Raw genomic sequence first — 25,942 nt, forward strand, 5'->3', positions numbered from 1 at the left:
GGCCGCCGCCCGCGCCGGAAGAGTCATCACCAGCCGGAAGAACCTCCGGCGCTACGGAAGGAAGAACCACATGTCCATGAACCACCACCATCACTCCTTTACCGGCACGTCCGCGCTCGCCGCCCGGCCCGCTCCCACAGGCCGCAGCGCCGGTGGGCCACAGTCCATCGGCGGCTCACGGGACAGCACCCTCCCTGCCAACGTCGTGGAGCTGCGGCCCGGCGCCGGTACATCCCGCCGCCGGCGGCGTTCGGTCCGGCTGATGGGGTCGGAAGCCGGAATGGCCACCGCCGAGTACGCCATCGCCACCCTCGCCGCGGTCGGATTCGCGGGCCTGCTGGTGTTCATCCTCCGCAGTGATGAAGTCCGGGGTTTCCTGCTGAACCTGATCCGTACGGCGCTGGCGCTGCCGTGACAGCTGCGCCGGCCGTGCCAGGTGCACAGGCTGCACGGGGAGCCGCTCGGTGCCGGGCTGGTGCTGCAGCCGCGTGCAGGGGTGCGGTAACAGCCGAGTTCGCCGTTACCCTTCCCGTCGTGGTGGCCTTGTTGGCCATGCTCCTGGCAGGAGCGGCCGCCGGCGTCACCCAGTTGCGGATCGAGGAAGGGGCGCGGTCCGGCGCCAGGGCCCTGGCCAGGGGTGAAGACCCCGCCACCGTGGAGCAGACCGTCCGCACCCTTGCGGGTGGAACGGCGGCCGCCACGGTGGCGGCCGAGGGCGAATGGTTCAACATCACCGTGACGGACCGGGTGGGAGGCCCTTTGGGAACATCCATCCCGTGGACCCTCACTGCCCGGGCGTCCACCCGAGCGGAGCGCACGGCCGGTGCGCCAGCCGGGAGCAGCGGCCTCGCCGACGGAAAGGGAAACAGGTGACAGCGGTCCGGCCGGTTGGGGACAACCCAGAACGGGGATCAGGCACCGTCCTCGCGACAGGGCTGGCGTTGGTGGTCCTGATGGCAGCCGTGCTGGTGATGCTGCTGGCCCAGTCAGCGGTGCAGGCCAGCCGTGCCGCGTCGGCCGCGGACCTGGCAGCGCTCGCGGGGGCCGATGCCCTGCGCGGAATCTCGGCCGGCGAGCCCTGCACCGTGGCCCACGACGTCGCATCCCGGCACACGGCACGGGTCCTCAGCTGCGTAGAGGGCCCCGGCCAGACCCTGGAAGTCCGGACGGAACTGCTGGAACGATCGATGCTGGGAGCGGCAACCGGGCGGGCCCGTGCCGGACCGCCTCCCTAAGCTGCCTGCCGCAGCGGCCAGAACCTAGGTGAGCCGGGAATCGGAGTCTGGCTGTTCAACCGGCGCGGACTCTGTGGCGTCCTTCAGCAGTACGCCCAGGAGGGTGATGGCGGCTGCCTTGTCCAACGGGTTGTTCTTGTTGCCGCATTTGGGTGACTGGACGCAGGACGGGCACCCGGACTCGCATTCGCAGGCTTCGATGGCAGCGCGGGTGGCAGCAAGCCACACCTTGGCCTTCTCGAAACCGCGCTCCGCAAATCCGGCGCCGCCGGGGTGCCCGTCGTACACAAAGATGGTGGGTACCCCGGTGTCGGCGTGCAGAGCCGTCGAGACACCACCGATGTCCCAGCGGTCGCTGGACGCCACCAGCGGCAGCAGGCCTATCGCGGCATGTTCGGCAGCATGCAGGGCCCCGGGGAACTGGGCCTCGATGAGCCCTGCGGCCGTGAGGGAGCGGTTGTCCACCACGAACCAGACCGCCTTCGTGAACAGGTCCCTTGCCCCGAGCTCGAGCGGCTCCTCGCCCAGGATTTCATTGGAGATCAGGGCCTTGCGCTGGAAGGAGACAACCTGGGTGGTGACCTTCACGTCACCGAAGTGGACAGTGATGTCGCCCCACTGCATGGTCCGCTGTGTTTCCAGCACCTCGATCTGGGTGACGTCCCGGGCCGTGGTGTAGTAATCGGGGTTGGCCCGGCGCACCACCACGCAGTGGTCCTCCTCATTCAGGTCTTCCACCACGTAGCTGTCACCCTGGTGGATGTACACGGCGCCGTTGTGCGCCTGGTAGTGGGTTTGGGGGGAGTCCATGGTGCCCAGCAGCGAGCCAGTGTCCGCGTCCACGATGCTGACAGGACCGCCGCCGTCGGCCCGCAAATTGACCATGGCCGCGGCGCTCTGGGGGTGGGTCCAGAACCAGCCGGCCGGGCGCCGCCGCAGGTAACCCTGCGCTACCAGCCGGTCCAGCAACCCCTCGGCGGTGCTGCCGAACAGGCCCAACTCGCCCGGACCGAGGGGCAATTCGGCTGCGGCAGCGCAGAGGTGCGGACCCAGCACGTAGGGGTTGGCGGGGTCGAAGACCGTGGCTTCCACCGATACGTCGAAAATAGCCTCGGGGTGGTTCACCAAAAACGTGTCCAGGGGATCGTCGCTGGCAACAAAGGCCGCGATGGCATCCTGTCCGGCCCGGCCGGCACGCCCAATCTGTTGGAACAGGGACGCCCTGGTTCCCGGCCAGCCCGCCACCAGCACGGCGTCCAGCCCGGATATGTCGATACCCAGTTCCAGTGCCGACGTGCTGGAAACCCCCAGCAACTGGCCTGACCGCAGGGCCTTCTCCACTGCCCGGCGTTCCTCCGGCAGGTAGCCCGACCGGTAGGCGGCCACCCGCTGCGGGAGGCTGGGGTCCACCTCGTCCAGCAGGCGTTTGGTGATGGTCGAAATGGTTTCGGCTCCGCGCCGCGACTTGATGAACGCGATGGTCCGCACCTGTGCCGAGACGAGGTTGGCCAGCAGGTCCGCGGTCTCGGCCACCGCGGTCCGCCGCTCCTTGGCCCCGTTTTCACCCCGCAACTCGGTCAGCGCAGGCTCCCAGAACGCCACAGTAGTGGAACCATGGGGTGAGGCGTCCCGGGAGACGGCCTTGACCGGTGCACCGATCAACCGGGAGAAGGACGTGTCAGGGTCAGACGCCGTGGCGGACGCTGCAATGAACACCGGCTCAGGGAAGGAACTGCCGGCCCCGTAGTAGGCGCAGATCCGGCGGAGCCGCCGCATCAGGTTGGCCACATGGGAGCCGAACACGCCGCGGTAGCTGTGGGCCTCGTCCACGATGACGTATCGGAGGCGGCGGAAGAATCCTGCCCACCACGCATGGTTGGGCAGGATGCCAAAATGCAGCATGTCCGGATTGGCCAGGATGAAATTGGCGTGGTCCCGGATCCAGCGCCGGGACGCTGGGTCCGTGTCGCCGTCGTAGGTTTCGGCCCGGACAGTGGGCAGCCGGAGCGCACGGATGGCGTTCAGCTGGTCGGCGGCCAAGGCCTTAGTGGGGGAGAGGTACAGGGTGACCGCTCCGTCGTCGTGGATCTTCCCGGGCTCGGCCAGCACCCGCAGCTCCGACCGGTGGATGGCGTCCAGCGCCGGCAGTTGGTATGCGAGCGACTTTCCCGACGCCGTTCCGGTGGCCACCACCACGTGGCCGCCGCCATGGGCGATGTCTGCTGCCTCCACCTGGTGCCGGTACGGCTCCCCGATACCCAGCGAGCCGTACGCCGCCACCACGTCCGGGTGTACCCACTCCGGCCAGGGCTCGTGGACCGCGGCGCGCGCGGGAATGGTGCGGACATGACGCAGCTGCTCCGGGTCCGGGCCGCGACCCAGTAAAGGGAGCAGGGAGTCATGGGGATTCACCCCAACATTGTTTCACCCGGCACGGACACCGCCGGCCGGGTTCGCCATCGGGGTAACGGACCTCCGCGCGGATCGGCGGCGAAGTCAGCTCAGGGACAGATCCGAACCGTCGTGCGACGCCGAAAGCATCAGCACCTGCGAAACAGTGCTCCACCCCAGGTGGGAGTACAGCTTCTGGCCGTCGATGGAGGCCAGCAGCAGCCCCGTCTGCACGTCGTGTTCGAAAGCCTGCGCTGCCAGCGCCCGCATGATGAAGCTGCCGAGTCCGCGGCGCTGGAACGCAGGCTCGGTGATGATTTTGTCGAATACCGCCGTCTCGCCCACCACGTAGACCCTGCCGCTGGCGGCAAGCGCCTCACCGGACTTGACCTCGGCATAGTGCACGCCATGGTGGGTGGACGTGGTCAGGGACAGGTCGTCGTCGGAGAGCCAGGGGTCCTCGGCATCCTGCGTTTCCATGTCCACGATCATCATGGTCTGGGAACCGGAGGTGATGTTCAGCCCGTGCCTGGCTGCCAGCGCCGTGTACCGGGGAACGTCGTTGGTGAGGATGGTCAGGACGCGCGGCGCGGCTTCCACAGTTCTGGCGGCCAGCTCAGCGAACTCCTGGTCAGTGGGGTCGGCGGCGAAGTATTCCCATTCCCCGCTGGTGTCGGACCGGAGCGCGGCGGGGAAGCGGCCCTCGGTGGACGTCTGGTACCCGCGGCAGCCGGCCCAGCCCGCCACCCACACTTCAAGAAGGCCAGTGATGTCTTCAATCAACGTTTCCGGACTCATGGCATGAAGACTATGCCAGCCCGATCACAAGCAACAGGGTGCGTCCCAGAGCTTATGCAATTCGTGATGGAGCGTACGCGGACACGGTCCGTGGAAAGACGGATACCCTTAAATACGTGGCTTTGAACCGAATCGTCCTTTTTTACGGCTTTACCCCCATCCCGGATCCCGACGCAGTGCGGCTCTGGCAGCGTGCCCTCTGCGAGAAGCTCGGCCTGACCGGCAGGATCATCATCTCCCAGGACGGCATTAACGCGACCGTGGGCGGCGAGATCGGTGCGGTCAAGCAGTACGTCAAGACCACCCGCGAATATAAGGGCTTCCATGGCATCGACGTGAAGTGGTCCGACGGCGGAGCGGAGGACTTCCCCCGGCTGAGCGTTAAGGTCCGCGACGAGATCGTCTCCTTCGGCGCACCGGGCGAACTCAGGGTCGATGCCACCGGCGTGGTGGGCGGCGGGACGCACCTCAAGCCGGAGGAACTGCACGAACTGGTGGACGCCCGGAAGCAGGCCGGCGAGGACGTGGTTTTCTTTGACGGCCGCAACGCCTTCGAGGCGCAGATCGGCAGGTTCAAGGACGCCGTGGTGCCGGATGTGGCCACCACACACGACTTCATCAAGGAACTGGATTCCGGCAAATACGATGCCCTGAAAGACAAACCGGTGGTCACCTATTGCACCGGTGGAATCCGCTGCGAAGTCCTGTCCAGCCTCATGGTGAACCGCGGATTCAAAGAGGTCTACCAGCTGGACGGCGGAATCGTCCGTTACGGCGAGGCCTTCAAGGATCAGGGCCTGTGGGAGGGCTCGCTGTACGTCTTCGACAAACGCATGCACGTCGAATTCAGCGACGAAGCCAAAACCATCGGCGAATGCGTCCGCTGCAAGGCACCCACCAGCAAGTTCGAAAACTGCTCCAATCCCAGTTGCCGCACCCTCACGCTGTACTGCGCGGACTGCGCCGCCAGCCCGGAAACCCTCCGCTGCCCCGAGGGCTGCTCGGCCTGACCGGCTGGGCGCGGGGCCCTGCACCTGCGCCGTCACAGCCAGCACTGCCACAGCCGCCCCAGCCACAGCCTGCGTTTTCACAACTTGCGGAGCCGGAACGCGTAGTTCGCTCCGGTCCTGGCCTCCACCATGATTGTCAGTGGAGTAGGTGCCGAAAGGTAGATGACGTTTTCACGGTTGATGCCGCACCGCAAGCCCAAATCCACCAGAGTCAGGGTGTCGCTGCGGACGGTGAAGTTAACGCGGCGCTGGCTCCGGCAAGCCAGGGTCAACGCGTAGGTCCCTGTTTCAAGGGCGGGCGAGGCGTCCGACCGCACTTCGCCGGCGGCCAGCACGCCGGCGCCGATGTGAACGGCGGGCTGCGGGGCTTCCGGCAGCGTGCGGGCCACCCACCCGTCCAGCTCATCCTGGCCCACGGGGTCGCGCGTCAGCGGGTCCCTGGTGAACAGGGGACCCGGGGCGGCTGTCGCCTCGGCCGCCGCCGAAGCGGCGGAGCTCCGGCCGTCATCGTACGTATATTCGCAGCCACCCAGCGCCAGACCGGCCGCCAGCACAACGCCAACGACGGCGCCGGCCGGCTTCCGTGCTGGCGTCGCCCGTGCTGCGGCCCGTGCTGCCGCCCGTGGTGTCGCTCCGCAGGGGGCTCCCAAGGGACGCGGCACGGAGAATCTCCGCACACTGGGCATATCCCGACTTTATGCCTGCGGGCGCCCGCTTGCCAGAGCAGGAACCACCGTATTAACGCGCTGGCGCCGGAGCCAGCTGGTAGGCGTAAATGAGCGGCGCATCAACGCTTGATGTGCTGATTTCGAGCCGGCCCGCTTCGGGCAGCGCCACCTTGGACGTCTCCTTGCTGCCGTTGCAGGCAGCTCCCGCTTCGGTGATCCCGGCCCCGTTCAGCGCCACCGCGAAGAAAGCCTTTCCGCCGCCGTCGCAGGTGGCCGTCAGCGTGTAGTTGCCTGCCGGGACGTCGGCCGCCTCACGCACGATGCGGTCGCGGTTGAGAATCTTGCCGGCGTCGTCAAGCACCGAGTCCGGGGCCGTGGGAAGCGCCGTCGTACGCCATTGCGGAACATCGGCGTTTTCCACTGAAACAACGGATGAGCAGCCGGCCAGGGCCACGGCAGCCAGCGCGGAAGCGGCAGCCGTGACAGCCTTCAGCTTCGGGCCGCCGGACCGTTCCGAAGGGTGAGCGGCGGGCCGCACGCGGGCACGCGCCAGGAAGGGAAGGCTGGAAGGCATGCCTCAACGCTACCCGCTGTCCGGTCCCGGACTAAACTTGTCCGGTGCCTGAATCCCTCTTTGAGTTCACCGCCGGCAACACTCCCGACGCTCCCCGCAGCGACCTGCCCCACTTGCTGCGGGCGCTCGCCGCGGACCTGCGGCGGCTGGACTACACCCTCGACGGCGTCGCGGGCCTCCTGGGTCCATCAGCGTCCGCCGCGCTGAACCGGGACCAGATCATTCCGGCGATGCTGGCCGTGGACCGTGCCGTCCGGGAGGACGCCGCCGCAGCGCCCCTGGCCGCCGTCGTGCGCCTCTGGCTCCTGGCCGAACCGCAGGACAGGGCAACGATCGACGCCGCCCTGCCGGGGATCCGCGCGGAAGGCCTGGAAGAGCTGGGGCTGCTGCAGCCCGTACCCGGGACCGGCCGCCTGTCCGCCAAAGCGGACCTGCGGCCCTACGGCTGGGAGAAGAATGAAGACGGCAGCGGCGGCGCCGAACTGTGGGTGGCCAGCGACCTCGCCGCGCACCAGCAGGCCGGCGTCCTGCGGCATGACCATGTCCTGGGCATCGGGCAGGCTTCCACCACCCTGGTGCAGACCACCGTCCGCCGGCACACTGCACGGGCCCTGGACCTGGGAACCGGCTGCGGAATACAGTCCTTCCATCTGCTGCACCACTGCGAGCACGTCACGGCCACCGATATTTCCGAACGTGCCCTGGCCTTCACCCGCTTCAACATCCTGCTCAACGCCGAGGCCCTCTCGGTCGATCCCGGCCGGCTGGCTGACCGGGTCAGCCTGCGGCTCGGCTCTCTCCTGGAGCCGGTGGCGGGCGAGGAATTCGGCCTGGTGGTGTCCAACCCGCCGTTCGTCATCACCCCGCGCCACGCCGGCGAGGCCGCCGTGGACCAGTTCACCTACCGCGACGGCGGGCTGCCGGGAGACGAAATCGTTGCCTCCCTCGTGGCGGACCTGCCCACCGTGCTTGCACCGGGCGGCACGGCACAGATGCTTGGGAACTGGGAAGTGGCGGCCGGTACCGAATGGCACGAACGGCCGCAGTCATGGGTGCGGACCGGCACCGACGCCTGGTTCATCCAGCGGGAGCAGGTCAGCCCCGAACAGTACGCGGAGACCTGGCTGCAGGACGCTTCCGAGGGCCGGGACCGTGACCACTACCGCGACGCCTACGGGGCGTACCTTGCGGACTTCGCCTCCCGGAACGTCGAAGGCATCGGCTTCGGCATGGTGTGGCTCCGGCGCCCGGCCGCAGAAACTACCGACGGGCAGCCCGTCCTGCGCCGGTTCGAGGAAATCAGCTACCCCATCGAGCAGCCAGTCGGCCCCCACCTGGGCGCCGCCGTCGAACGCAGCGACTGGCTGGCGGCGCACTCGGTGGCTGACACGTACCTGCTGGTGGCCGGCGACGTCACGGAGGAACGCCACCAGCGGCCCGGCGCCGAGCACCCGGGCGTGATCCTGCTGCGGCAGGGTGCCGGGCTGCGGCGCACCAACCTCCTCAGCACCGAACTCGCCGGGTTCGTCTCAGCGTGCGACGGCGACTTGACCGCCGGCCAGATTGCCGGAGCCCTTGAGGCGCTGCTGGGCAGCGGGGACGACGGTTCCGGGGAGGGCTCCTTCCGCGGCAGGCTGCTGGCCGACGTCGAAAACCTGGTCCGCGACGGCTTCCTCCTGCCGGCCGGAAACTGACCTTCCACCTGTGGTCTCCGCGCCCCTTTTGGTACCCCCCGTTTTCCACATGAATGCGCAGGATTGTCCAAAATATGGTGAACTAGGCCAGTATGGGCTCATCTGCCCCAGCAACCTTTTTCTGTAGGAGCACCGTGCCAAGCAAGGCCAAAACCGGCAAGAAACTCGTGATCGTGGAGTCTCCGGCCAAGAGCAAGACCATCGCCAAGTACCTCGGCGAGGGCTTCATCGTTGAGGCCTCCATCGGTCACATCCGGGACCTGCCGCAGCCGTCCGAGCTCCCCGCCGAACTGAAGAAGACCTCGGTGGGCAAGTTCGCCGTGGACATCGACCACGACTTCAAGCCCTACTACGTGGTGTCCCCGGACAAGAAGAAAAAGGTGACTGAGCTCAAGGCCGCGCTCAAGGACGCCGACGAACTCTATCTCGCAACCGATGGGGACCGCGAGGGCGAAGCCATCGCGTGGCACCTGCTGGAAGTGCTCAAGCCCAAGGTCCCCGTGTACCGGATGACGTTTGGTGAAATCACCAAGGAAGCCATCCAGCGTGCCATGGGCAACCTGCGCGACGTGGACCAGGACCTGGTGGACGCCCAGGAGACCCGCCGCATCCTGGACCGCCTTTACGGCTATGAAATTTCCCCCGTGCTGTGGCGCAAGGTGGCCCGCGGCCTCTCGGCCGGCCGCGTGCAGTCCGTGGTCACCCGCATGGTGGTGGACCGCGAACGCGAACGCATGGCCTTCAAGTCCGCGTCGTACTGGGACCTGACCGGACAGTTCGGGGCGGATTCCGGCGCTGCTTCCACCTTCAAAGCAAAGCTGGCCGCCGTGGACGGCGCCAAGGTTGCCACCGGCCGCGATTTCAACGACGACGGCGTCCTCACGTCCAAGAACGTGGCGCACCTGGACGAGGAGCTGGCCGCGTCCCTGGCCGCCGGGCTGCAGGATGCCGCCTTCACGGTGCGCTCCGTTGAGACGAAGCCGTACACCCGCCGCCCCGCCGCGCCGTTCACCACCTCCACGCTGCAGCAGGAGGCCGGCCGTAAGCTGCGTTTCTCCTCCAAGAGCACCATGCAGATCGCCCAGCGGCTGTATGAAAACGGCTACATCACCTATATGCGTACCGACTCGTCGGCGCTGAGTGACGAAGCCGTCACGGCGGCCCGCCGCCAGGCCTCCGAGCTTTACGGTCCCGAATACATTCCCGGTTCCCCCCGCGTCTACACCAACAAGGCAGCCAACGCGCAGGAAGCCCACGAGGCCGTCCGCCCCGCCGGTGACTCCTTCCGGACCCCTGCCCAGGTTGCCTCCCAGCTCCGCGGCGACGAGTTCCGCCTCTACGAGCTGATCTGGAAGCGCACCGTCGCCTCGCAGATGGCGGACGCCAAGGGCTCGACGGCGACCATCCGCCTGGGTGCCGTGGCTGTCAGCGGCGACGCTGCCGGCCGCGACGCCGAGTTCAGCGCCTCCGGCACGGTCATCACGTTCCCCGGATTCCTGGCCGCCTACGAGGAGGGCAAGGACGAAAGCCGCGGCGACGACGACTCCGACGAAGCCCGCCGCCTGCCCAACGTGGCCAAGGGCGACTCGCTGAAGGCCTCCGACATCGTGGCAGTGGGCCACGAAACCTCGCCGCCACCGCGCTACACAGAAGCGTCCCTGACGGCTGAGCTGGAAAAGAAGGGCATCGGCCGCCCCTCAACCTACGCCTCCACCATCTCCACCATCCAGGACCGCGGCTACGTCCGGAAGCAGGGCTCCGCGCTGGTGCCCAGCTGGATCGCCTTCTCCGTGATCCGCCTGCTCGAGCAGCACTTCTCGGATTATGTGGACTATGAATTCACGGCGGACATGGAAGGCGACCTGGATAAGATCGCCAACGGCCAGGCCGCCGGCACCTCCTGGCTGCGGCACTTCTACTTCGGTGAAGACTCGGACCCCGGCCTGCTGAGCATTGTGAACAACCTCGGTGAGATCGATGCCCGCGAAATCAACTCCATTCCCATCACCGACCAGATCACGCTGCGGGTGGGCAAGTTCGGCCCCTACCTGGAGAGCTCCGCGGCCACGGTTGATCCCAAGACCGGCGAGATCGTCGAATCCCCGCGCGCCAACGTCCCGGAGGACCTTGCCCCGGACGAGCTCACCGCTGCCAAGGCTGTTGAACTCATGGAGACCGCCGCGCCGGAGGAACGCGTCCTCGGCGCTGATCCGCACACCGGGGCACACCGTCGTCGCCAAGAACGGCCGCTACGGCGCCTACGTCACCGAGGTCATTCCCGAGATGACCGAGGAACAGATCGCCGCCCAGCCGGTGGAGTTCTACAAGAACGGCAAGCCCAAGCCGCCAAAGAAGCCGGTCAAGGCCAAGCCGCGCACCGGATCGCTGTTCAAGTCGATGACGGTGGAGACCGTCACCCTGGACGAGGCGCTGCAGCTCATGAGCCTGCCCCGGGCACTGGGGGAGGACTCCGAAGGAAACCTCATCACCGTCCAGAACGGACGGTTCGGCCCGTACCTGAAGAAGGGGACGGACTCCCGCTCGATCGGGACCGAAGAGGAAATCTTCACCATCACGCTCGAACAGGCGCTGGAGATCTACTCGCAGCCCAAGCAGCGCGGTGCCCGTGCCGCGGTGCCGCCGCTGGCCGAGTTCGGTCCGGATCCGGTGTCGGAAAAGAACATCGTGGTTAAGGAAGGCCGGTTCGGCCCCTACATCACTGATGGCATCACCAACATCACGGTTCCGCGGGCCACCTCGCTGGAGGAGCTCACCCGCGAACAGGCGGTGGAACTGCTCGCCGAGAAACGCGCCAAGGGACCGGTCAAGCGGACCGCCACCCGCAAGGCGCCGGCCAAGAAGAAGGCTACGGCCAAGAAGTAGCAGCGGGGCCGGCGCGTTTGCGCCGGCCACCGTATCGTGATCGGCTAGGGGAATGACTGAACAGACCGGAATCGCCGATCCCACGCCGCTCAACGACCTCGAGGAGAAGCTCGCCACGGGCAACGAGCCTGACGCGAACCCAGTGGACGTCATCCTGTCGTTCCTGAACAGCGAGGTCTACATCATCAGCTCCGACGGCATCGAGGGCGAGGACTCACAGGTGGAGCCCCTGGTCCTGGCCAATTCCGAGGGCGCCCCCGTCCTGGCCGTCTTCTCACACCCCACCCGGGTTGACCAGCAGTACCTGGAAGCAGCGCCAAATGTCCTGGGAACCCAGGGCGCGGCCATCATCGCCAACATTGGCGAGGAACTTGGCCTGGTGATCAACCCAGGCGCAGCCTACGGATTCGAGATCAACCCGGAAGGCGTGGCAAACATCAAGCGCGACTTCAAGCGCGCTGACGAGCAATAATGTCACCATGCGGCTAGGCGTCCTCGATATCGGGTCCAACACTGTCCACCTCCTGCTGGTGGATGCCCATCCCGGCGCGCGGCCACTGCCGTTCGCTTCGCACAAACGGCCGCTGTCCCTGGTGCAGTACCTGGAACCGGACGGCAGCATCAGCGACGAGGGCCAGCACGAGCTCACCGAGTTCGTCCTGGAAGCCTGGGAGTTCGCCGCCCGCCACAAAGCCGAGGACCTCCTGGCCTTCTGTACTTCGGCCATCCGTGAGGCCACCAACGGCCCAGAGGTCCTGGCGCGCGTCAAGCACGAGACCACTGTGACGCTCCAGGAACTGACCGGCAGTGAAGAGGCGTCCATGACGTTCTTTGCCGTCAGGCGCTGGCACGGCTGGGGCGCCGGGCCCATCCTGAACCTGGACATCGGCGGCGGCTCGTTCGAAATGGCTTTCGGCCAGGACGAACTCCCCGAAGTTGCAACTTCGGTGCCGCTGGGAGCCAGCAGGCTCACCCGGGACTGGCTGGCCGAGGACCCACCCTCAGCCAGGAGCGTGAAGGAACTGCGGCGGTACATCCGGTCAACGCTGAAGCCTGCCGTCCGCGAGTTCGACGGCCTGGGCAGGGCCAACCTGGTGGCCGGAACGTCGAAGACCTTCCGGTCGCTGGCCCGCATTGCCGGTGCGGCGCCCAGCGCCGCCGGCCCCTACGTCAAACGGGAGCTGAACGCCACGGACCTCGGCGTCTGGGCGCAGCGCATTTCCGCCATGAAGGCCGAGGACCGCCTGCACCTGCCCGGCGTCTCCGAGGCGAGGGCCCACCAGCTCCTGGCCGGTGCCTTGGTGGCGGAGGCCGCCCTGGAGCTGTTCAAGTTCAAGAAACTCCGGATCTGCCCGTGGGCCCTTCGTGAAGGACTCATCCTGCGCCGGCTGGACCAGCTGGTGTTCGACGGGCCGCTGGAGCCTGCGCCGCACATTGCCGCGCCGCCAGCCGTGCAGCCCACTTTCTAAGCCGTACAGCCCACATTCTAAAAGGACCGGTTAAAAGCGGAAGCACCGGGGTGGCAACAGGAAAATGGGGGAAAACCTGTTGCCACCGCCGGTGCCCTGGCAGGCATCCCCATGCCTGCCGCATCACTCGCACCCTCAATGAGGTAATAACTACAGTAGGACCGCAAGTTGTGCGCTCCCTGCGCTGAACATGGGAGTTGCCTGTGAATGGGGGCGGCCTGCAATGATGGAGCCATGAGCAACCGAATCGCATTCCTTGGCTGTGGGTCCATGAACGAAGCCATCCTCGGCGGCCTGGTGGAAGCCGGCACCAACCCGGCAGACATCGTGGCAACAGTCCGACGGGCCGAGCGTGCCGCTGAGCTGGCCGAGCGGTACCACGGCATCACCGCGATCGCAGGCGAGGAGGAACCGGACAACAACCGGCAGGCCGCGAAGGGGTCCGCCGTCGTGATCCTGGGAGTCAAGCCGGTGGGCATTGCGGACCTGGCCCGGGAGATCAGCCCCGCGCTCACCCCGGACACGATCGTTGTCAGCGTGGCGGCAGCTGTCTCCATTGCCCAGCTCGAAGCCTCACTGCCGGCGGGGCAGCCCGTCATCCGGACCATGCCCAATACCCCCGCGAAACTGGGCCGGGGCGTCATCTCCGTCTCGCCCGGCACCAACTGCACACCCGGCCAGCTCCAACAGGCAAAGGACCTCTTCCAGGGTGCGGGGACCGTCGTCGAAGTGCCCGAGGAACAGGTGGATGCGCTCTCGGCCATCAGCGGTTCCGGCCCCGCCTACGCTTTCTATCTGGCTGAGGCCATGGCCTCGGCAGGGGAGGAACTCGGCCTGGACCGCGAACTCGCCGTGCTGCTGGCACGGGAGACCGTGGCGGGGGCCGGCTTCATGCTGGCAGAGCCCGGCGCGGATCCGTCGGCGCTCCGCAAGTCAGTAACCAGCCCCAACGGCACCACCGAACGCGCCATTGCCACCTTTGATGAACAGGGCATTCCGTCCATCATCGCCGCCGGCGCGCGGGCTGCAGCGGACCGGGCAGCGGAAATCACCAGGCAGCTCGGCTAGGGGCGGGCTGCGAACCGCTCCAGCAGGTCCACGTGGCCTGAAACGATGAGCATGTCGCGGGAGGAAACCTTGGTCTCCGGGCGGGCGTAGGTGAAGTCCTCGCCCGGGGACTTCACCCCGACGATCGTGACGCCGTACTTCGAGCGCACCTTCGACTCATCCAGGGTGAAGCCCACCGTTTCGCGCGGCGGGTACATCTTGACGATGGCGAAGTCGTCGTCGAATTCAATGAAGTCGAGCATGCGGCCGGACACCAGGTGCGCCGCACGGACACCGGCGTCCGCCTCCGGATAGATCACATGGTTGGCGCCGATCCGGGTCAGGATCTTGCCGTGGGACGGCGTAATGGCCTTCACCCACAGGTGCTCGATGCCCAGGTCCACCAGGTTCACCGTGATCAGCACCGAGGACTCGATGGAGGTGCCCACGCCCACCACTGCCGAGCTGAACTCCTGCGCACCGAGCTGGCGCAGGGCGTCGATGTTGGTGGCGTCCGCCTCCACCACATGCGTCAGCAGCGGAGCCCACTTCTGCACCAGGCTCCGGTCCCGCTCGATCGCCAGGACCTCGCGGCCCTGTTTGACCAGTTGCTCGGCCGTGGACGAGCCGAAGCGGCCCAGCCCGATAACCAGCACCGGCGCGTTGTGGGCGGGGCGCCGGGAAGCTTCTGACGAACTAGCCAATGATGGGCCTCTCTTCGGGGTAGTGGTACAGCTGGCTGCGCTGGCGCAGGGCAAGGGCGGCGGCGAGGGTCACGGTGCCCACGCGGCCGGCGAACATGAGCGCAGTAAGGACGTAGACACCCTCGGGTGCCACCTCGGCGCTGAGCCCGGTGCTCAGGCCAACGGTGGCGAACGCCGAAATCGTCTCAAACAGTACCCGGTCCAGGGACGCGCCGCTGATCTGCAGGAGCAGGAAAGCGGAGACGGAAACCAGCGTGGCGCCGGCAACGATCACGGAAATGGCCACCCGCATGGTGCCCTGCGGAATGGTTCGGCCGTACACCTTTACATCCGCGTCGCCGCGCGCCTCGGCAATGATGGCCAGGAACATGACGGCAATGGTGGTGACCTTGATGCCGCCCGCCGTCGACGCAGAGCCGCCGCCGGCGAACATCAGCGCGTCGGTGAGCAGTTTGGTGGTGGATTCCATGTGGTTCTGGTCCACCAGGTTAAAGCCGCCTGATCGGGTCATGACGGAGGCGAAGAGCGAATGGGTGAGCTTGTCACCGAAGCCCATGGGCCCGATGGTGCGGGCGTTGTCCCACTCCATCAGCGCCCAAAGGAACGCTCCGGCGGCCAGGAGGATGAAGGAGACCTGGATGGTGAGCTTGGTGTGCAGGTTCCATTTCTTCCAGTTCAGCCCATTCTGTTGAAGGACCATCACCACCGGAAAGCCGAGGCTGCCCAGGAAGACTCCCACCATGAGCGGGATCAGGATCCACAAATCCGTCTCGTAGGGCACGATGCCGTCCGAGTGCGGGGTAAAACCGGCGTTGTTGAACGCTGAAATGGCATAGAAGATGCCGTGCCACACGGACTGCCAGAAGGGCTCGCCGAGGGTGAGGAAGCGCGGGATCAGGGTCAGGGCGAGGATGCCTTCGATGACCACCGACGTGGTGATGACGATGCGGAGCAGTGTGCCCACCTCGCCCAGGCGCCCTGCGTTGTTCATGGACTCGGCGGCGATGATCTTGCCGCGCACACCGAGCCGCTTGCTGACCATGAGCGCCAGGAGCGAGGCCAGGGTGAGGGTGCCCAAACCACCGATAAAGATGCCCACCAGGATCACCAGCTGTCCGAAGAAGGACCAGTGGACCGCGGTGGACACCACCGTCAGCCCGGTGACACAGACTGCAGAGACGGCCGTGAACAGGGCCTGGTGCAGCGGAGTGGCTGTGCCTGAGGCAGAAGACACCGGAAGGGACAGCAGGAAGGTGAACACCAGGCACACCGCAGCGAACGCGCTGAGGGCAAGCCGGGCAGGGGAAGTGTTGGCGATGTCGTCGATGAAGTCGCGCAACCGGGTAAAGATCCAGAGGCCCTCCCGCTCCTGCGCTGGGGGGTGCCAGCTGGCCGGGGTCCGGGGCCTCGACTGGCTTTGCGTCATGTGTGGCTTTTCCTCGGTCGAATCTGCTTCCCCCAGTAGTAAACCACTAAAGGCCGCGTCATGGCCGGGCCGGCAGGGTGCCGCGCTCAGGTAGCCTGTGATTGATGACATACCTGCCCGGCCTCCGCCAGCCCGCGCCGCCAACGATGGTGGCATGGGGCGCTGACATGACGGCGTACAACTTTGGCCACGGGCACCCCATGGCGCCGGCGCGGATGGAGCTCACCGCGCGCCTGGCGGCAAGCCTGGGTCTGTTCGACCTGGACCACGTGGCGGTGGAAGCGCCGGGCGTGGCAACGGACAGCGAACTCGAAGCAGTGCACTCGGCGGACTATGTGGCAGCGGTACGGAAGGTCAGCGCCGATCCTTCCACCCCTGATGAATCGAGGGGCCTGGGCACCGAGGATGACCCCGCGTTTGCCGGCATGCATGAGGCGGCCGCCCGCCTGGCGGGCGGCTCGCTGCTGGCGGCCTCCCGGATCCTCGACGGCTCGGCCGTGCATGCCGTCAACTTCGGCGGGGGCATGCACCACGCCGCCCGGGACAGGGCCAGCGGGTTCTGCATCTACAACGACGCCGCGCTGGCCGTGCAGAAGCTGCTCGACGGCGGGGTCCGCAAGGTGGCGTACATCGACGTCGATGCCCATCACGGCGATGGAACGGAAAGCATCTTCTGGAACGATCCCCGCGTGCTGACTCTCTCGCTGCACGAATCGGGAATGACCCTCTTCCCCGGTACAGGCTTCGCCAACGAGATCGGCGGCCCGGAGGCCGAGGGGACGGCAGTGAACGTGGCCCTGCCCTCGGGAACGGGGGATGCCGGGTGGCTGCGGGCGTTCTATGCGGTGGTTCCCCAAGTGGTGGCAGCCTTCGGGCCGGAGGTAATTGTCAGCCAGCACGGCTGCGATTCGCACCGGACGGATCCGCTGACGCACCTCAACCTCAGCGTGGACGGCCAGCGTGAGGCCGCGTCCGCCGTCGGGAACCTTGCCGCGCAATTCTGTGGCGGACGCTGGATCGCCACCGGCGGCGGCGGATACAACGTGGTGGACGTGGTGCCCCGCGCCTGGAGCCACCTGGTGGCCATCGCGGCGGGCCGGCCCGTGCCCCTCCGCACGCCGGTGCCGCAGGACTGGCGCGACTACGTCGAAGCCAAATACGGTGCCACCACGCCGGAGCTGATGGGCGACGATGTTGAGCTGTGGTGGCGCTCCTGGGAGGTCGGGTTCGACCCCAATGACGCAGTGGACCGCACCGTGATGGCCACCCGCAAGGCCGTTTTTCCGCTGCATGGCCTGGACCCCTGGTTCGACTGACGTGGCCTCCGTCCCATTCCCTTTGGAGCCCGAAATAGTTGATGCCTTTCGGCGTATATGTCGTTAGGGTGGGAGGCATGGTGACAGACGACGTATTTGCCGTCATTGCGGAATCAACCCGGCGGGAGATCCTGATTTCGCTGTGCAACGGGGACAAAGCCGTGGGCGAACTGGTGGAAGAACTGGCAGCAAGCCAGCCCACGATTTCCAAGCACCTGAAAGTCCTGCGCGAGGCGCAACTGGTGAGCATGCGCGCGCAGGGACAAAAGCGCTACTACGCGCTGAACCGGAAACCGCTTGAGGGCGTGGCCAGCTGGCTTGGGATGTTCGACGTCGGTGCCCCCGCCGCGGTGCCCGAAGCCGCCACCGCGACTGAAGCTACAGCCAACACTAAGCCCGCCGGCCCTGCCGCGGACAAGCCGACCGCGGACAAGCCGGCCGCGGCCACAGCTGCCCCGGAACCTGCCGCCGCTGAATCTGTCCCGGCTAAATCTGCTGCCGCCGAATCGGCTGCCGCCAAACCAGCCACCGTTGGCGAGGGGACGCCCGAAGCAGTCCCTGCCGGCGCCGTGTCCGCTGACGTCCTGGAACGGGAGGGCGCTGAGCTGAGTCCCGCCGTCGTCATCCCGGGCGGTACCTCCGCACCGCTCAGCGATGACAGCGTTCCGCAGCAGATCGGCAGGTCCGTGGGGCGTGCCGCAACCCGGGCCGCCGACCTGCTGGCCAACCTCCCCAACCTGCCGAAGTTCGGACGCAAGAAGTAGGGCCTACTTCCCCAGCAGCCGGACGTGCTCCGGCGTCAGGTCGGCGATCCGGCTGACGCCGAGCAGCGCCATGGTGCGGGCCATGTCCTTCTCCAGGATCTGCAGCGTGCGGTCCACCCCGGCCCGGCCGCCGGCCATCAGGCCGTAGAGGTAGGCCCGGCCGATCAGCGTGAAATCGGCGCCCAGGGCCAGTGCGGCCACGATGTCCGCGCCGCTCATGATGCCGGTGTCCAGCATGATGGCCGCGTCCGAGTTGTCGGCGGTGAAGGCCTGCTTGACCTCCGGGAGCAGGTGGAACGGGATGGGGGCCCGGTCCAGTTGCCGGCCGCCGTGGTTGGACAGGACCACCCCATCGGCGCCGTGGTCCACCACGCGGCGGGCGTCCTCCACGGTCTGGATGCCCTTGACTACCAGCTTGCCCTTCCAGGTTTCCCTGAGCCAGTCAAGGTCCTCGAACGTGAGCGTGGGGTCGAACATGGAATTGATCAGGTCGGCAACGGTGCCGGTGTAGCGGGACAGTGAGGCGAAGGTCAGCGGCTCATGCGTGAGGAAGTTGAACCACCAGGCGGGCCGGTAGGAGGCGTCCAGGACGGTCTTCAGGGTCAGTGCCGGCGGGATGGTCATGCCGTTGCGGACGTCCCGCAGGCGGGCCCCGGCCACGGCGGTGTCCACGGTGACCATCAGGGTGTCGTTTCCGGCTTTGGCGGCGCGTTCGATGAGTTCCAGCGACCGGTCCCGGTCCGTCCACAGGTAGAGCTGGAACCAGTTGCGGCCGTTCGGCGCTGCAGCCGCCACGTCCTCGATGGAGGCCGTGCCCATGGTGGACAGGGTGTAGGGGATACCGGCGGCTTCGGCCGCCTGGGAACCGGCGTATTCGCCCTCGGACTGCATCATCCGCGTGAAGCCGGTGGGGGCGATGCCCACCGGGAGGCGGGACGGCCTGCCCAGGATGTCCGTGCTGAGGTCGATGGCGGACACGTTTCGCAGGATGCCCGGCCGGAATTCGATGTCCAGGAAGGCCTGGCGGGCGCGGCGGAGGGTGATTTCCCCTTCGGCCGCGCCGTCGGTGTAATCGAAGGGCGCCTGCGGGGTGCGGCGCTTGGCGATGTCGCGGAGTTCCCAGATGGTGCTGGCCCGCTTGAGCCGGGCGTCCCTGCTGAAGTCCGGCTTCTTGAACTGCATGAGCGGGGCCAGGTCCGAGTACTTGGGAACGCGGCGGCGCAGTGCCGCAGGCACCGCAGCGGACGCGGAACCGGCAGAAGCGGACGTCGGAGAGCCGGCAGGTGCCTGGGCTGCGGGAATGTCCGTGGCATCCGGTGCCGGGGTGGCCTCCGGATTGTTGGGCTGGATGGTGTGGGTCATGTCGTCCTCCTGTGGTCTAACCACACTCTAGACGCTGTGGTCTAACCACATCAAGTACTATTCATCCATGCGTACCCACCAGTTGGTCCTGCACTGGATCGAGAATGAACTCTCAGCCGGAAGGCTTGCCGTGGGCGGCAGGCTGCCGGCCGAGCGCAGCCTCGCCGAGCAACTGAACGTCTCGCGGACATCGGTGCGCGAAGCCATCCGGGTCCTGGAGGCCATGGGTGTGGTGCGGGCCGGCGTGGGATCAGGCCCGGAAGCGGGCACCCTGGTGATTTCGGACCCCACGGCGGCACTCGGCTCGGCGCTGCGGCTGCACGTGGCAACCCGGCACCTGCCGGTGGCGGACATCGTGGAGACGCGCGTGCTGCTGGAATCCTGGGCCGCCGCCAACGCGGTCCCGGACGCGCCGGTGCTGGACGAGGCTGCGGCGCTGGTGGAGGCCATGGCGGAGGAAGGCATGCCCGTCAGTGACTTCCTGGCCCTCGACGTGCGGTTCCACCTGGCGCTTGCCGACGCCGCGGGAAACGCGGTGGTCAGTGCCATGATGGGTTCGCTGCGGGAATCGATCCAGGGGTACGCGGCCGATCTCACCGCCAACCTGCCGGACTGGGAAGCCACAGCATGCAGGCTGCGCACAGAGCACCGGGACATCCTTGCCGCCATCAGGGCGGGCGACGGCGGGACCGCGGCGCGGCTGGTGGCTTCCCACATTGAGGGGTTCTACCAGGAAGCCGGACTGGCTCCGGGCCGGTGATCCCGCTCAGCCGTGGACGGCGGTCCGCGCTGCCCTGGCGGGGCCGCTGCTGGAACGGACTTCAAGCCGCGGCTGGTACCTGCTGCCCGGGGCGTCATTCTCCTCTTTGCGGATGAGGGCCCGGAGCTGGCGCCAGGCCTGCTCGCCCAGCTCCGTAATGGGCACCGCGGCGGTGGTGAGGGCCGGCGTCGTGTATTTGGCAAAAGGAATGTCATCGAAACCGGTGACGGACATGTCGCCGGGGACATTGATGCCGCGTTCATGCAGGCCGCTCATGAGCCCCATGGCCACGAGGTCGTTGAAGGCCAGGATGCCCGTGGCACCTGATTCCATGACCGCATCCACGGCCTCGTGGCCGGTATCGAAGTCCGAGCCGCCTTCAAGCATGGTGACGTCCACGTGCGGGTGGGCGGCCTTAAAGGTTTCCAGTCCCTGCAGTCGCATGCCGTTGGAGGCGCTGCGCGGCGGCCCTGCGAGGAAGGCCAGCCGGGTGTGGCCCAGTTCCACCAGGTGTTCGGCGAGATCCTGGACGCCTTGCCCGTAGTCCACCACCAGGCTGGGAACGCCCGCTGTGGCGGTGGTGCGGTTGATCAGCACCAGCGGGTGCAGGGACGGCGCGATCTCTTCGAGCTCGGCGTCCGTCATGCGGGGTGCGCAGAGGACAAGGCCGTCGCAGCGGCGGCGTGCCTCGCCTGCCAGGATGGCCTCCTCGCTGGAGACCTCGAAGGAGTCGGCAATCAGAACGCGGTAACCGTCCTGGGCGGCGGCGCGGCTCAGCCCGCGCAGGATCGCTTGGAAGGTGGGGTTGGCCAGGTCCGGCACAACAATCCCGATGGTATCCGTCTTGCCCAGCGCCAGGCTGCGCCCGACGGGGTTGGGCTGGTACTTCAGCTCGGCCGCCGCCGCGCGGACGCGGGAGGCAATTTCCGGGTCCACCGTGTAGTTGCCGTTCATGACGCGGGAAACCGTGGCGTGCGAGACGCCCGCTTTCACGGCGACATCCGCGATGCCGATTCGGCCCGTTGCCGATTTCCTGACCATAGGGAACCTTTCCTAGCGCCACGGACTTCAGGTCCCGGGCCGGATTGCCAGCGCTGCAGCAGCTTCCGGCCGCCTGATGGCGGTGTGTTGAGAGACAGCATATAACGCGATGGGAAAGCGATTTCTATTGTTTTCCTGTGTTTTCCCACGCTTTTCCCGCTTTTCCGGGATCGACCGAACACGACGCGGGTAGAAAACGCTTTCTCCCAGTGCCCATAATGGTTGACGGAAGCAGGTTGCTGTTGATACAAATCATATAGCGAACCGAGAAAACGCTTTCTCAGCGGTGCTGCAGTGCGCCGGCGCCACCTCCCCGGATCACCCACCAGGCCGGGCACCAGTCTTCGAAAGGGACCCCATGGTCAACACAGCCGAATCGAGTCCAGCAGTGGCAACCGGAGCGCACCCCGGAAACGGCAGCAAGGCCCGCTTTGCCCTGATCGGTACCGGCGGACGCTCCGAGATGTACATCCGCGCCATCTTCGGCAAGCACGCCGACACCGCGGAGCTCGTGGCCTTCTCCGACGTCAACCCCGGCCGGGTGGAGTTCTACCAGAAGCTGATCCAGGAACTCGGCGCCCCGGGACCCATCGCCTCGTTCGACCCCCAGGACCTGACGGCCTTCGTCCAGGCCAACAGTATTGACCGCGTAGTGGTCACCACGCCGGACTACACGCACGCCGACTTCATTGTGGAGGGGCTGCGCGCCGGCGCCGACGTCGTCGTCGAAAAACCGCTCACCATTGACGCCGAAGGCTGCCGCCGCATCACCCAGGCCGTGCAGGAGACCGGGCGCAACGTGGTTGTCACCTTCAACTACCGCTACTCGCCCCGCAACAGCGCCCTCAAGGAAATCATCCAGAGCGGCGTGATCGGCAAGGTCACCTCCATTGACTTCAGCTGGGTCCTGGACACCGTCCACGGCGCCGACTACTTCCGCCGCTGGCACCGGGAAAAGAAGAACTCCGGCGGCCTGCTCATCCACAAAGCCTCCCACCACTTCGACCTGGTCAACTGGTGGATCGACGACGTCCCGGAGCGCGTGTTCGCGTCCGGCGGCCTGAAGTTCTACGGCGACACGAACGCGGCTGAACGGGGACTCGGCGCCCGCCCGGAGCGCGGCACCCCTGCTGCGGACACCCCCGCCGGCGAACGCGATCCGTTCGCCCTCGACCTGCGCGAGGATGAGCGGCTCAAGGCCCTCTTCCTGGACAACGAGCATTACGACGGCTACCGCCGCGACCAGGACGTTTTCACCGGCGGCATCACCATCGAGGACAACCTGGCACTGGTGGTGGAATACCAGGGTGGCCCCCGCCTGAGCTACTCCCTGAACGCCCACAGCCCCTGGGAGGGCTACCGCGTGGCGGTCAACGGCACCGAAGGCCGCGCCGAACTCGAGGTGGTGGAACGCGCCGCCGTCCTGCACAGCACGGACAAGAAGACCGTTGTGGATCCCAGCGCCACACCTGTCGAGGAAGAGGACGCCGTCCGCCGCAACGGTGAACGCCTGGTGGTCCAGCGCCACTGGGAGCCTGCCTACGAGGTGCCCATCGTCAACGGTGAAGGCGGCCACGGCGGCGGCGACGCGCTCCTGCTCTCCGACCTGTTCAACGGCCCCGGCGACGACCCGCTGGGCCGGCCCTCCGGCTACCTGGACGGCCTCCGCTCCGTCTCCGTCGGCATCGCCGGCAACCGTTCGCTCGAATCATCACTGCCCGTGCGCATCGAGGACCTGGACCTCGGCGTCGACCTCCGGCGCGCCCCCTGATGCCCGCACCCACGATCACCGGACCCTAAGGAACAACCATGAGCAGGATCTTTGTCACCGGCGGCTCCGGCCGGCTGGGACGCAGTGTGGTGGCGGGGCTCGCCGAAGCCGGCCACCACGTCATCTCGGTGGACCGCGACGCCCTGCCGGCCGGGCTGCTGCCGGCGGGCGTTGAACAGGCAACCGCGGATCTGCTGGCACCGGGGGAGGCCCTTCGCCTCCTCCGGGACGCCAGGCCCGACGCCGTCATCCACCTCGCCGCGATCGCCGTGCCTTTCAGCGCACCCGAGGACGTCATTTTTGCCACGAACACGCGGCTAGCCTTCGCCGTCATCAGCGCCGCGACGGAGCTGGGCGTGCCGAAAATCATCACCGCCAGCAGCCCCACGGTGCTCGGCTACGGTTCGCCGGCGGGCTGGCTCCCGCCGTCGTTCCCGCTGGATGAGCGCACGCCGGCCAAGCCGTGGAACGCCTATGCCCTGTCCAAGCTCATCGCGGAGCAGACAGTCCAGATGTTCGCCGCAGCCCAAGGGGACAGGATCCGTTACGCGGCGTTCCGCCCCTGCTTCGTGATTTCCCCTGAGGAATGGGACGGCGCTCCCACCCAGCAGGGCCACACCCTTGCCGAGCGGCTTGCCGATCCCGCACTGTCCGCGCCGGCCCTGTTCAACTACGTGGACGCCCGTGATGTGGCGGAGTTCCTGGACCTGCTGCTGGACAGGATGGAGTCGATACCGAACGGCGAGACCTTCTTTGTGGGCGCAGCCGATGCCCTGGCCACCGAGCCTTTGGCAGAACTCATGCCCCGGTTCCTGCCCGGCAGCGACGCCATCAGCGGCGGCCTCACCGGCGCCAGTCCCGCCTTCTCCATCGCCAAGGCGCAGGAACTGCTGGGCTGGCAGCCCAAGCGCAGCTGGCGCACTGAACTCAAGTCCCACCAAACCCTCAACGACGAGACCTCCGCGCTGGTGACCGCCGGCAGCGGAACCAAGGAGACATCATGAAATTCGACGGCGTACTCTTCTTCCCCGTCACTCCGTTCACGGCCGAAGGCGCCGTCGACGTGGACCTGCTCAAGGAGCACATTGCTTCACGGCTCCCGTTCGGCCCGGGCGGCGTTTTCCCCGCTTGCGGCACCGGCGAATTCCACGCCCTCAGTATCGAGGAGGTCCGCACCGTGGTGACGGCCGCCGTCGATGTCGTGGCAGGCCAGGTTCCGGTGGTTGCCGGTGCTGGCGGGCCGCTGGGCCACGCCCTCGCCGCCGCCAAGGCAGCCGAGGAAGCAGGTGCCGACGCCCTCCTGGTCCTGCCGCCCTACCTGGTCACCGGCCCCACCGACGGACTGGTGGCCTACATCGAGGCCGTCGCCGACGCGAGCAGCCTGCCGGTGATCGTCTACCACCGCGGCAACGCCAAGTTCACGGCCGCCTCCATGGTGCGCCTGGCCGCCAACCCCAAGGTGGTCGGCTTCAAGGACGGACTGGGCGATGTGGGCCTGGCCCAGGAAATCGTGTCCGCCGTCAAGGCAACCGGCCGCGAGGATTTCGCCTTCTTCAACGGCCTGCTCACCGCCGAACTCACCCAGGGCGCGTACCGAGGCCTGGGCATTCCGCTCTACTCCTCGGCGGCGTTCGCCATGGCACCGGAGATCGCCAAAGCCTACTATGACGCCTACGTCTCCGGTGACGAGGACCGGCGCAACGCGCTGCTCGAAGGCTTCTACGCGCCCCTGGTCCGCCTGCGCGACCAGACCCCCGGCTTCGGTGTCTCGCTGATCAAGGCGGGCCTGCGCCTGGGCGGCCTGCCCGTGGGCCCGGTCCGTCCGCCGCTGGTGGACCCCACCGAGGAACAGCTGGTGGAGCTCAAGGCCATCCTGGCCAGGGGTTACGAGCTGGCCGGCTGATGAGTGCCCCCGCAGCCGTTGCCGTCCGCACCGTTCCCCGGATCACCGGGCTGACCACCCGGCTCCTGACCGTCCCGCTCCGCCGGCACTGGGGTGCGGAGGCGCCGGAGAACCACGTGATCGCCACGGAGATCCACACGGACGACGGCGGCGCGGGGCTCGGTTTTTCCTGGACCCCCACCATTGGCCCGCAGGCGGTCAAGGCGCTGCTGGACTACGACATCGCCCCGTTTGTCACCGGCCTGACGGCCAACCCGGAAACGGTGTGGGACGCGGTGTGGAAGCGGCTGCATGAGGCCGGCGGCGGGGGGCTGACCACCATCGCAATGGCCGGACTCGACCTTGCACTGTGGGACCTGCAGGCGCGCAACGCCGGCACCTCGGTGACCGGCTTGATCGGCCAGCGGCAGGAGTCCGCCGAAGTCTACGGATCAGGGGTCAACCTGCACTACACCCTTGACGAACTGGTAGCCCAAACCGAACGCTGGGTGGCCGCCGGCCACCAGGCAGTGAAGATCAAGGTGGGCAAACCGGACCTCCGCGAGGATGCTGAGCGCGTGGCCGCCGTCCGTTCCGTCCTGGGACCGGACCGCCGGCTCATGATCGATGCCAACCAGCGGTGGGACCTGCCCACCACCTTCCGGGCACTGGAGGTGCTCTCCGAATACGGGCTGGACTGGCTGGAGGAACCCCTCCGGGCGGACGACCTCTGGGCCTACCGCCGGCTGCGGAAGCACTCACCGGTGCCCATCGCCCTCGGCGAAAACCTGCACACCATCTACCGGTTCCGCGATTTCATTGAGGCGGAGGCGGTGGACATCATCCAGCCCAACATCATCCGGGTTGGCGGGATCACCCCGTTCCGGCGGATCGTGGAGCTGGCACGGACCAACAGCATCAAGGTGATGCCGCACCTGCTGCCGGAACTGTCCGGGCAGCTGGCGCTGACCCTGGCGGAGCCCACGCTGGTGGAGGACGTCGAAGAGGCGTCCTTCGAGCAGCTGGGCATCCTGGACGGGCCGTCGCCGGTCCGGTTCAGCAACAGCAGGGTCACCCTGGCGGACCGGCCCGGACTGGGCTTCCGCTTCCGGGATGTTGTGTGAGCACACAGCAACAACGCACTGTA

General features: G+C 67.3%; 23 protein-coding genes and 1 pseudogene. 16 read left to right on the top strand and 8 right to left on the bottom strand.

What is annotated here, in order from left to right:
* Positions 1 to 70 precede the first annotated feature (70 nt).
* The 3 genes from OVA06_RS02700 to OVA06_RS02710 are packed head-to-tail and all read left to right on the top strand — an operon-like array spanning position 71 to position 1,235.
* Positions 71 to 415: a DUF4244 domain-containing protein gene (locus OVA06_RS02700; protein WP_268156113.1), complete on the top strand. Its 345-nt coding sequence runs from the start codon at positions 71 to 73 to the stop codon at positions 413 to 415.
* 14 nt (positions 416 to 429) lie between these two features.
* On the top strand, positions 430 to 873 hold the full coding sequence (locus OVA06_RS02705; protein WP_268156115.1) for a TadE family type IV pilus minor pilin: 444 nt from the start codon (positions 430 to 432) through the stop codon (positions 871 to 873).
* Positions 870 to 1,235, top strand: coding sequence for an Rv3654c family TadE-like protein (locus tag OVA06_RS02710; RefSeq protein ID WP_268156117.1), 366 nt, complete (start codon positions 870 to 872; stop codon positions 1,233 to 1,235). Before OVA06_RS02705 ends, OVA06_RS02710 begins: the two co-directional genes overlap by 4 nt.
* 24 nt (positions 1,236 to 1,259) lie before the next feature.
* Here OVA06_RS02710 and OVA06_RS02715 read toward each other — a convergent pair whose 3' ends face one another.
* A complete protein-coding gene (locus OVA06_RS02715; protein ID WP_268156119.1) occupies positions 1,260 to 3,647 on the bottom strand; it encodes a DEAD/DEAH box helicase in 2,388 nt (795 codons plus the stop codon).
* Between the two features lie 84 nt (positions 3,648 to 3,731).
* Complete coding sequence (locus OVA06_RS02720) at positions 3,732 to 4,424, bottom strand: GNAT family N-acetyltransferase (protein ID WP_268156121.1); 693 nt, start codon at positions 4,422 to 4,424, stop codon at positions 3,732 to 3,734.
* Between the two features lie 116 nt (positions 4,425 to 4,540).
* On the opposite strand from OVA06_RS02720, the gene trhO reads away from it, so the two are divergent.
* Complete coding sequence (trhO, locus tag OVA06_RS02725) at positions 4,541 to 5,434, top strand: oxygen-dependent tRNA uridine(34) hydroxylase TrhO (RefSeq protein ID WP_268156123.1); 894 nt, start codon at positions 4,541 to 4,543, stop codon at positions 5,432 to 5,434.
* A gap of 77 nt (positions 5,435 to 5,511) precedes the next feature.
* Here the strand turns inward: trhO and OVA06_RS02730 are convergent, their stop codons facing one another.
* Both OVA06_RS02730 and OVA06_RS02735 read right to left on the bottom strand, forming a co-directional pair.
* Entirely contained in the window at positions 5,512 to 5,988 is a 477-nt protein-coding gene (locus tag OVA06_RS02730) for a hypothetical protein (protein ID WP_268156125.1), read from the bottom strand.
* Positions 5,989 to 6,172: 184 nt separating this feature from the next.
* Positions 6,173 to 6,676: a hypothetical protein gene (locus tag OVA06_RS02735; RefSeq protein WP_268156127.1), complete on the bottom strand. Its 504-nt coding sequence runs from the start codon at positions 6,674 to 6,676 to the stop codon at positions 6,173 to 6,175.
* A 44-nt stretch (positions 6,677 to 6,720) separates the two neighbouring features.
* Here OVA06_RS02735 and OVA06_RS02740 point away from each other — a divergent pair, with 44 nt between their 5' ends.
* The 5 genes and pseudogenes from OVA06_RS02740 (at position 6,721) to proC (ending at position 13,790) form a co-directional block, all read left to right on the top strand.
* Entirely contained in the window at positions 6,721 to 8,370 is a 1,650-nt protein-coding gene (locus OVA06_RS02740) for a DUF7059 domain-containing protein (RefSeq protein ID WP_268156129.1), read from the top strand.
* Positions 8,371 to 8,504: 134 nt separating this feature from the next.
* Positions 8,505 to 11,253: pseudogene (gene topA / locus OVA06_RS02745) on the top strand (type I DNA topoisomerase).
* 52 nt (positions 11,254 to 11,305) lie between these two features.
* Positions 11,306 to 11,725, top strand: a complete 420-nt coding sequence (locus OVA06_RS02750; protein WP_056078254.1) for an SseB family protein — start codon at positions 11,306 to 11,308, stop codon at positions 11,723 to 11,725.
* A 7-nt stretch (positions 11,726 to 11,732) separates the two neighbouring features.
* A complete protein-coding gene (locus tag OVA06_RS02755; protein WP_015938304.1) occupies positions 11,733 to 12,722 on the top strand; it encodes a Ppx/GppA phosphatase family protein in 990 nt (329 codons plus the stop codon).
* A gap of 234 nt (positions 12,723 to 12,956) precedes the next feature.
* Positions 12,957 to 13,790, top strand: a complete 834-nt coding sequence (proC, locus tag OVA06_RS02760) for a pyrroline-5-carboxylate reductase (protein ID WP_268156133.1) — start codon at positions 12,957 to 12,959, stop codon at positions 13,788 to 13,790.
* Here proC and OVA06_RS02765 read toward each other — a convergent pair.
* Positions 13,787 to 14,425, bottom strand: a complete 639-nt coding sequence (locus tag OVA06_RS02765; protein ID WP_171059109.1) for a potassium channel family protein — start codon at positions 14,423 to 14,425, stop codon at positions 13,787 to 13,789. The genes proC and OVA06_RS02765 overlap by 4 nt on opposite strands.
* 40 nt (positions 14,426 to 14,465) lie before the next feature.
* Positions 14,466 to 15,899 carry a TrkH family potassium uptake protein gene (locus OVA06_RS02770; RefSeq protein WP_268156135.1) on the bottom strand — a complete coding sequence of 478 codons (1,434 nt, stop codon included), beginning with the start codon at positions 15,897 to 15,899 and terminating at the stop codon, positions 14,466 to 14,468.
* A gap of 104 nt (positions 15,900 to 16,003) precedes the next feature.
* On the opposite strand from OVA06_RS02770, the gene OVA06_RS02775 reads away from it, so the two are divergent.
* Both OVA06_RS02775 and OVA06_RS02780 read left to right on the top strand, forming a co-directional pair.
* Positions 16,004 to 17,215: an acetoin utilization protein AcuC gene (locus tag OVA06_RS02775; RefSeq protein ID WP_442793512.1), complete on the top strand. Its 1,212-nt coding sequence runs from the start codon at positions 16,004 to 16,006 to the stop codon at positions 17,213 to 17,215.
* Positions 17,216 to 17,292: 77 nt separating this feature from the next.
* Positions 17,293 to 17,979, top strand: a complete 687-nt coding sequence (locus tag OVA06_RS02780) for an ArsR/SmtB family transcription factor (RefSeq protein WP_268156137.1) — start codon at positions 17,293 to 17,295, stop codon at positions 17,977 to 17,979.
* Positions 17,980 to 17,982: 3 nt separating this feature from the next.
* Here the strand turns inward: OVA06_RS02780 and OVA06_RS02785 are convergent, their stop codons facing one another.
* On the bottom strand, positions 17,983 to 19,341 hold the full coding sequence (locus tag OVA06_RS02785; protein ID WP_326493566.1) for an alpha-hydroxy acid oxidase: 1,359 nt from the start codon (positions 19,339 to 19,341) through the stop codon (positions 17,983 to 17,985).
* Positions 19,342 to 19,408: 67 nt separating this feature from the next.
* Here OVA06_RS02785 and OVA06_RS02790 point away from each other — a divergent pair, with 67 nt between their 5' ends.
* Positions 19,409 to 20,101 (top strand): FadR/GntR family transcriptional regulator, encoded by a 693-nt coding sequence (locus OVA06_RS02790; protein WP_268156139.1) that lies wholly within the window; start codon positions 19,409 to 19,411, stop codon positions 20,099 to 20,101.
* 6 nt (positions 20,102 to 20,107) lie between these two features.
* On the opposite strand, the gene OVA06_RS02795 is transcribed toward OVA06_RS02790, so the two are convergent.
* On the bottom strand, positions 20,108 to 21,142 hold the full coding sequence (locus tag OVA06_RS02795; protein WP_268156141.1) for a LacI family DNA-binding transcriptional regulator: 1,035 nt from the start codon (positions 21,140 to 21,142) through the stop codon (positions 20,108 to 20,110).
* A 358-nt stretch (positions 21,143 to 21,500) separates the two neighbouring features.
* On the opposite strand from OVA06_RS02795, the gene OVA06_RS02800 reads away from it, so the two are divergent.
* From OVA06_RS02800 to OVA06_RS02815, 4 genes are read left to right on the top strand one after another with little or no spacing between them, the layout of a single operon-like run.
* On the top strand, positions 21,501 to 22,913 hold the full coding sequence (locus OVA06_RS02800) for a Gfo/Idh/MocA family protein (RefSeq protein WP_268156143.1): 1,413 nt from the start codon (positions 21,501 to 21,503) through the stop codon (positions 22,911 to 22,913).
* 38 nt (positions 22,914 to 22,951) lie between these two features.
* Positions 22,952 to 23,917, top strand: coding sequence for an NAD-dependent epimerase/dehydratase family protein (locus OVA06_RS02805; RefSeq protein WP_268156144.1), 966 nt, complete (start codon positions 22,952 to 22,954; stop codon positions 23,915 to 23,917).
* Positions 23,914 to 24,816, top strand: coding sequence for a 5-dehydro-4-deoxyglucarate dehydratase (locus tag OVA06_RS02810; RefSeq protein ID WP_268156145.1), 903 nt, complete (start codon positions 23,914 to 23,916; stop codon positions 24,814 to 24,816). The genes OVA06_RS02805 and OVA06_RS02810 overlap by 4 nt, the downstream gene beginning before the upstream one ends.
* Entirely contained in the window at positions 24,816 to 25,919 is a 1,104-nt protein-coding gene (locus tag OVA06_RS02815; RefSeq protein ID WP_268156147.1) for a mandelate racemase/muconate lactonizing enzyme family protein, read from the top strand. Before OVA06_RS02810 ends, OVA06_RS02815 begins: the two co-directional genes overlap by 1 nt.
* Positions 25,920 to 25,942: the final 23 nt, after the last annotated feature.

It is taken from the genome of Pseudarthrobacter sp. SL88 (assembly GCF_026672455.1).
Lineage (GTDB): Bacteria > Actinomycetota > Actinomycetes > Actinomycetales > Micrococcaceae > Arthrobacter.

Coding starts and splice junctions, on each gene's coding strand:
- OVA06_RS02700 (WP_268156113.1), top strand. CDS start 71: ATGTCCATGAACCACCACCATCACTCCTTTACCGGCACGTCCGCGCTC.
- OVA06_RS02720 (WP_268156121.1), bottom strand. CDS start 4,424: ATGAGTCCGGAAACGTTGATTGAAGACATCACTGGCCTTCTTGAAGTG.
- OVA06_RS02735 (WP_268156127.1), bottom strand. CDS start 6,676: ATGCCTTCCAGCCTTCCCTTCCTGGCGCGTGCCCGCGTGCGGCCCGCC.
- OVA06_RS02750 (WP_056078254.1), top strand. CDS start 11,306: ATGACTGAACAGACCGGAATCGCCGATCCCACGCCGCTCAACGACCTC.
- OVA06_RS02755 (WP_015938304.1), top strand. CDS start 11,733: ATGCGGCTAGGCGTCCTCGATATCGGGTCCAACACTGTCCACCTCCTG.
- proC (WP_268156133.1), top strand. CDS start 12,957: ATGAGCAACCGAATCGCATTCCTTGGCTGTGGGTCCATGAACGAAGCC.
- OVA06_RS02770 (WP_268156135.1), bottom strand. CDS start 15,899: ATGACGCAAAGCCAGTCGAGGCCCCGGACCCCGGCCAGCTGGCACCCC.
- OVA06_RS02775 (WP_442793512.1), top strand. CDS start 16,004: ATGACATACCTGCCCGGCCTCCGCCAGCCCGCGCCGCCAACGATGGTG.
- OVA06_RS02780 (WP_268156137.1), top strand. CDS start 17,293: ATGGTGACAGACGACGTATTTGCCGTCATTGCGGAATCAACCCGGCGG.
- OVA06_RS02785 (WP_326493566.1), bottom strand. CDS start 19,341: ATGACCCACACCATCCAGCCCAACAATCCGGAGGCCACCCCGGCACCG.
- OVA06_RS02790 (WP_268156139.1), top strand. CDS start 19,409: ATGCGTACCCACCAGTTGGTCCTGCACTGGATCGAGAATGAACTCTCA.
- OVA06_RS02795 (WP_268156141.1), bottom strand. CDS start 21,142: ATGGTCAGGAAATCGGCAACGGGCCGAATCGGCATCGCGGATGTCGCC.
- OVA06_RS02800 (WP_268156143.1), top strand. CDS start 21,501: ATGGTCAACACAGCCGAATCGAGTCCAGCAGTGGCAACCGGAGCGCAC.
- OVA06_RS02805 (WP_268156144.1), top strand. CDS start 22,952: ATGAGCAGGATCTTTGTCACCGGCGGCTCCGGCCGGCTGGGACGCAGT.
- OVA06_RS02810 (WP_268156145.1), top strand. CDS start 23,914: ATGAAATTCGACGGCGTACTCTTCTTCCCCGTCACTCCGTTCACGGCC.
- OVA06_RS02815 (WP_268156147.1), top strand. CDS start 24,816: ATGAGTGCCCCCGCAGCCGTTGCCGTCCGCACCGTTCCCCGGATCACC.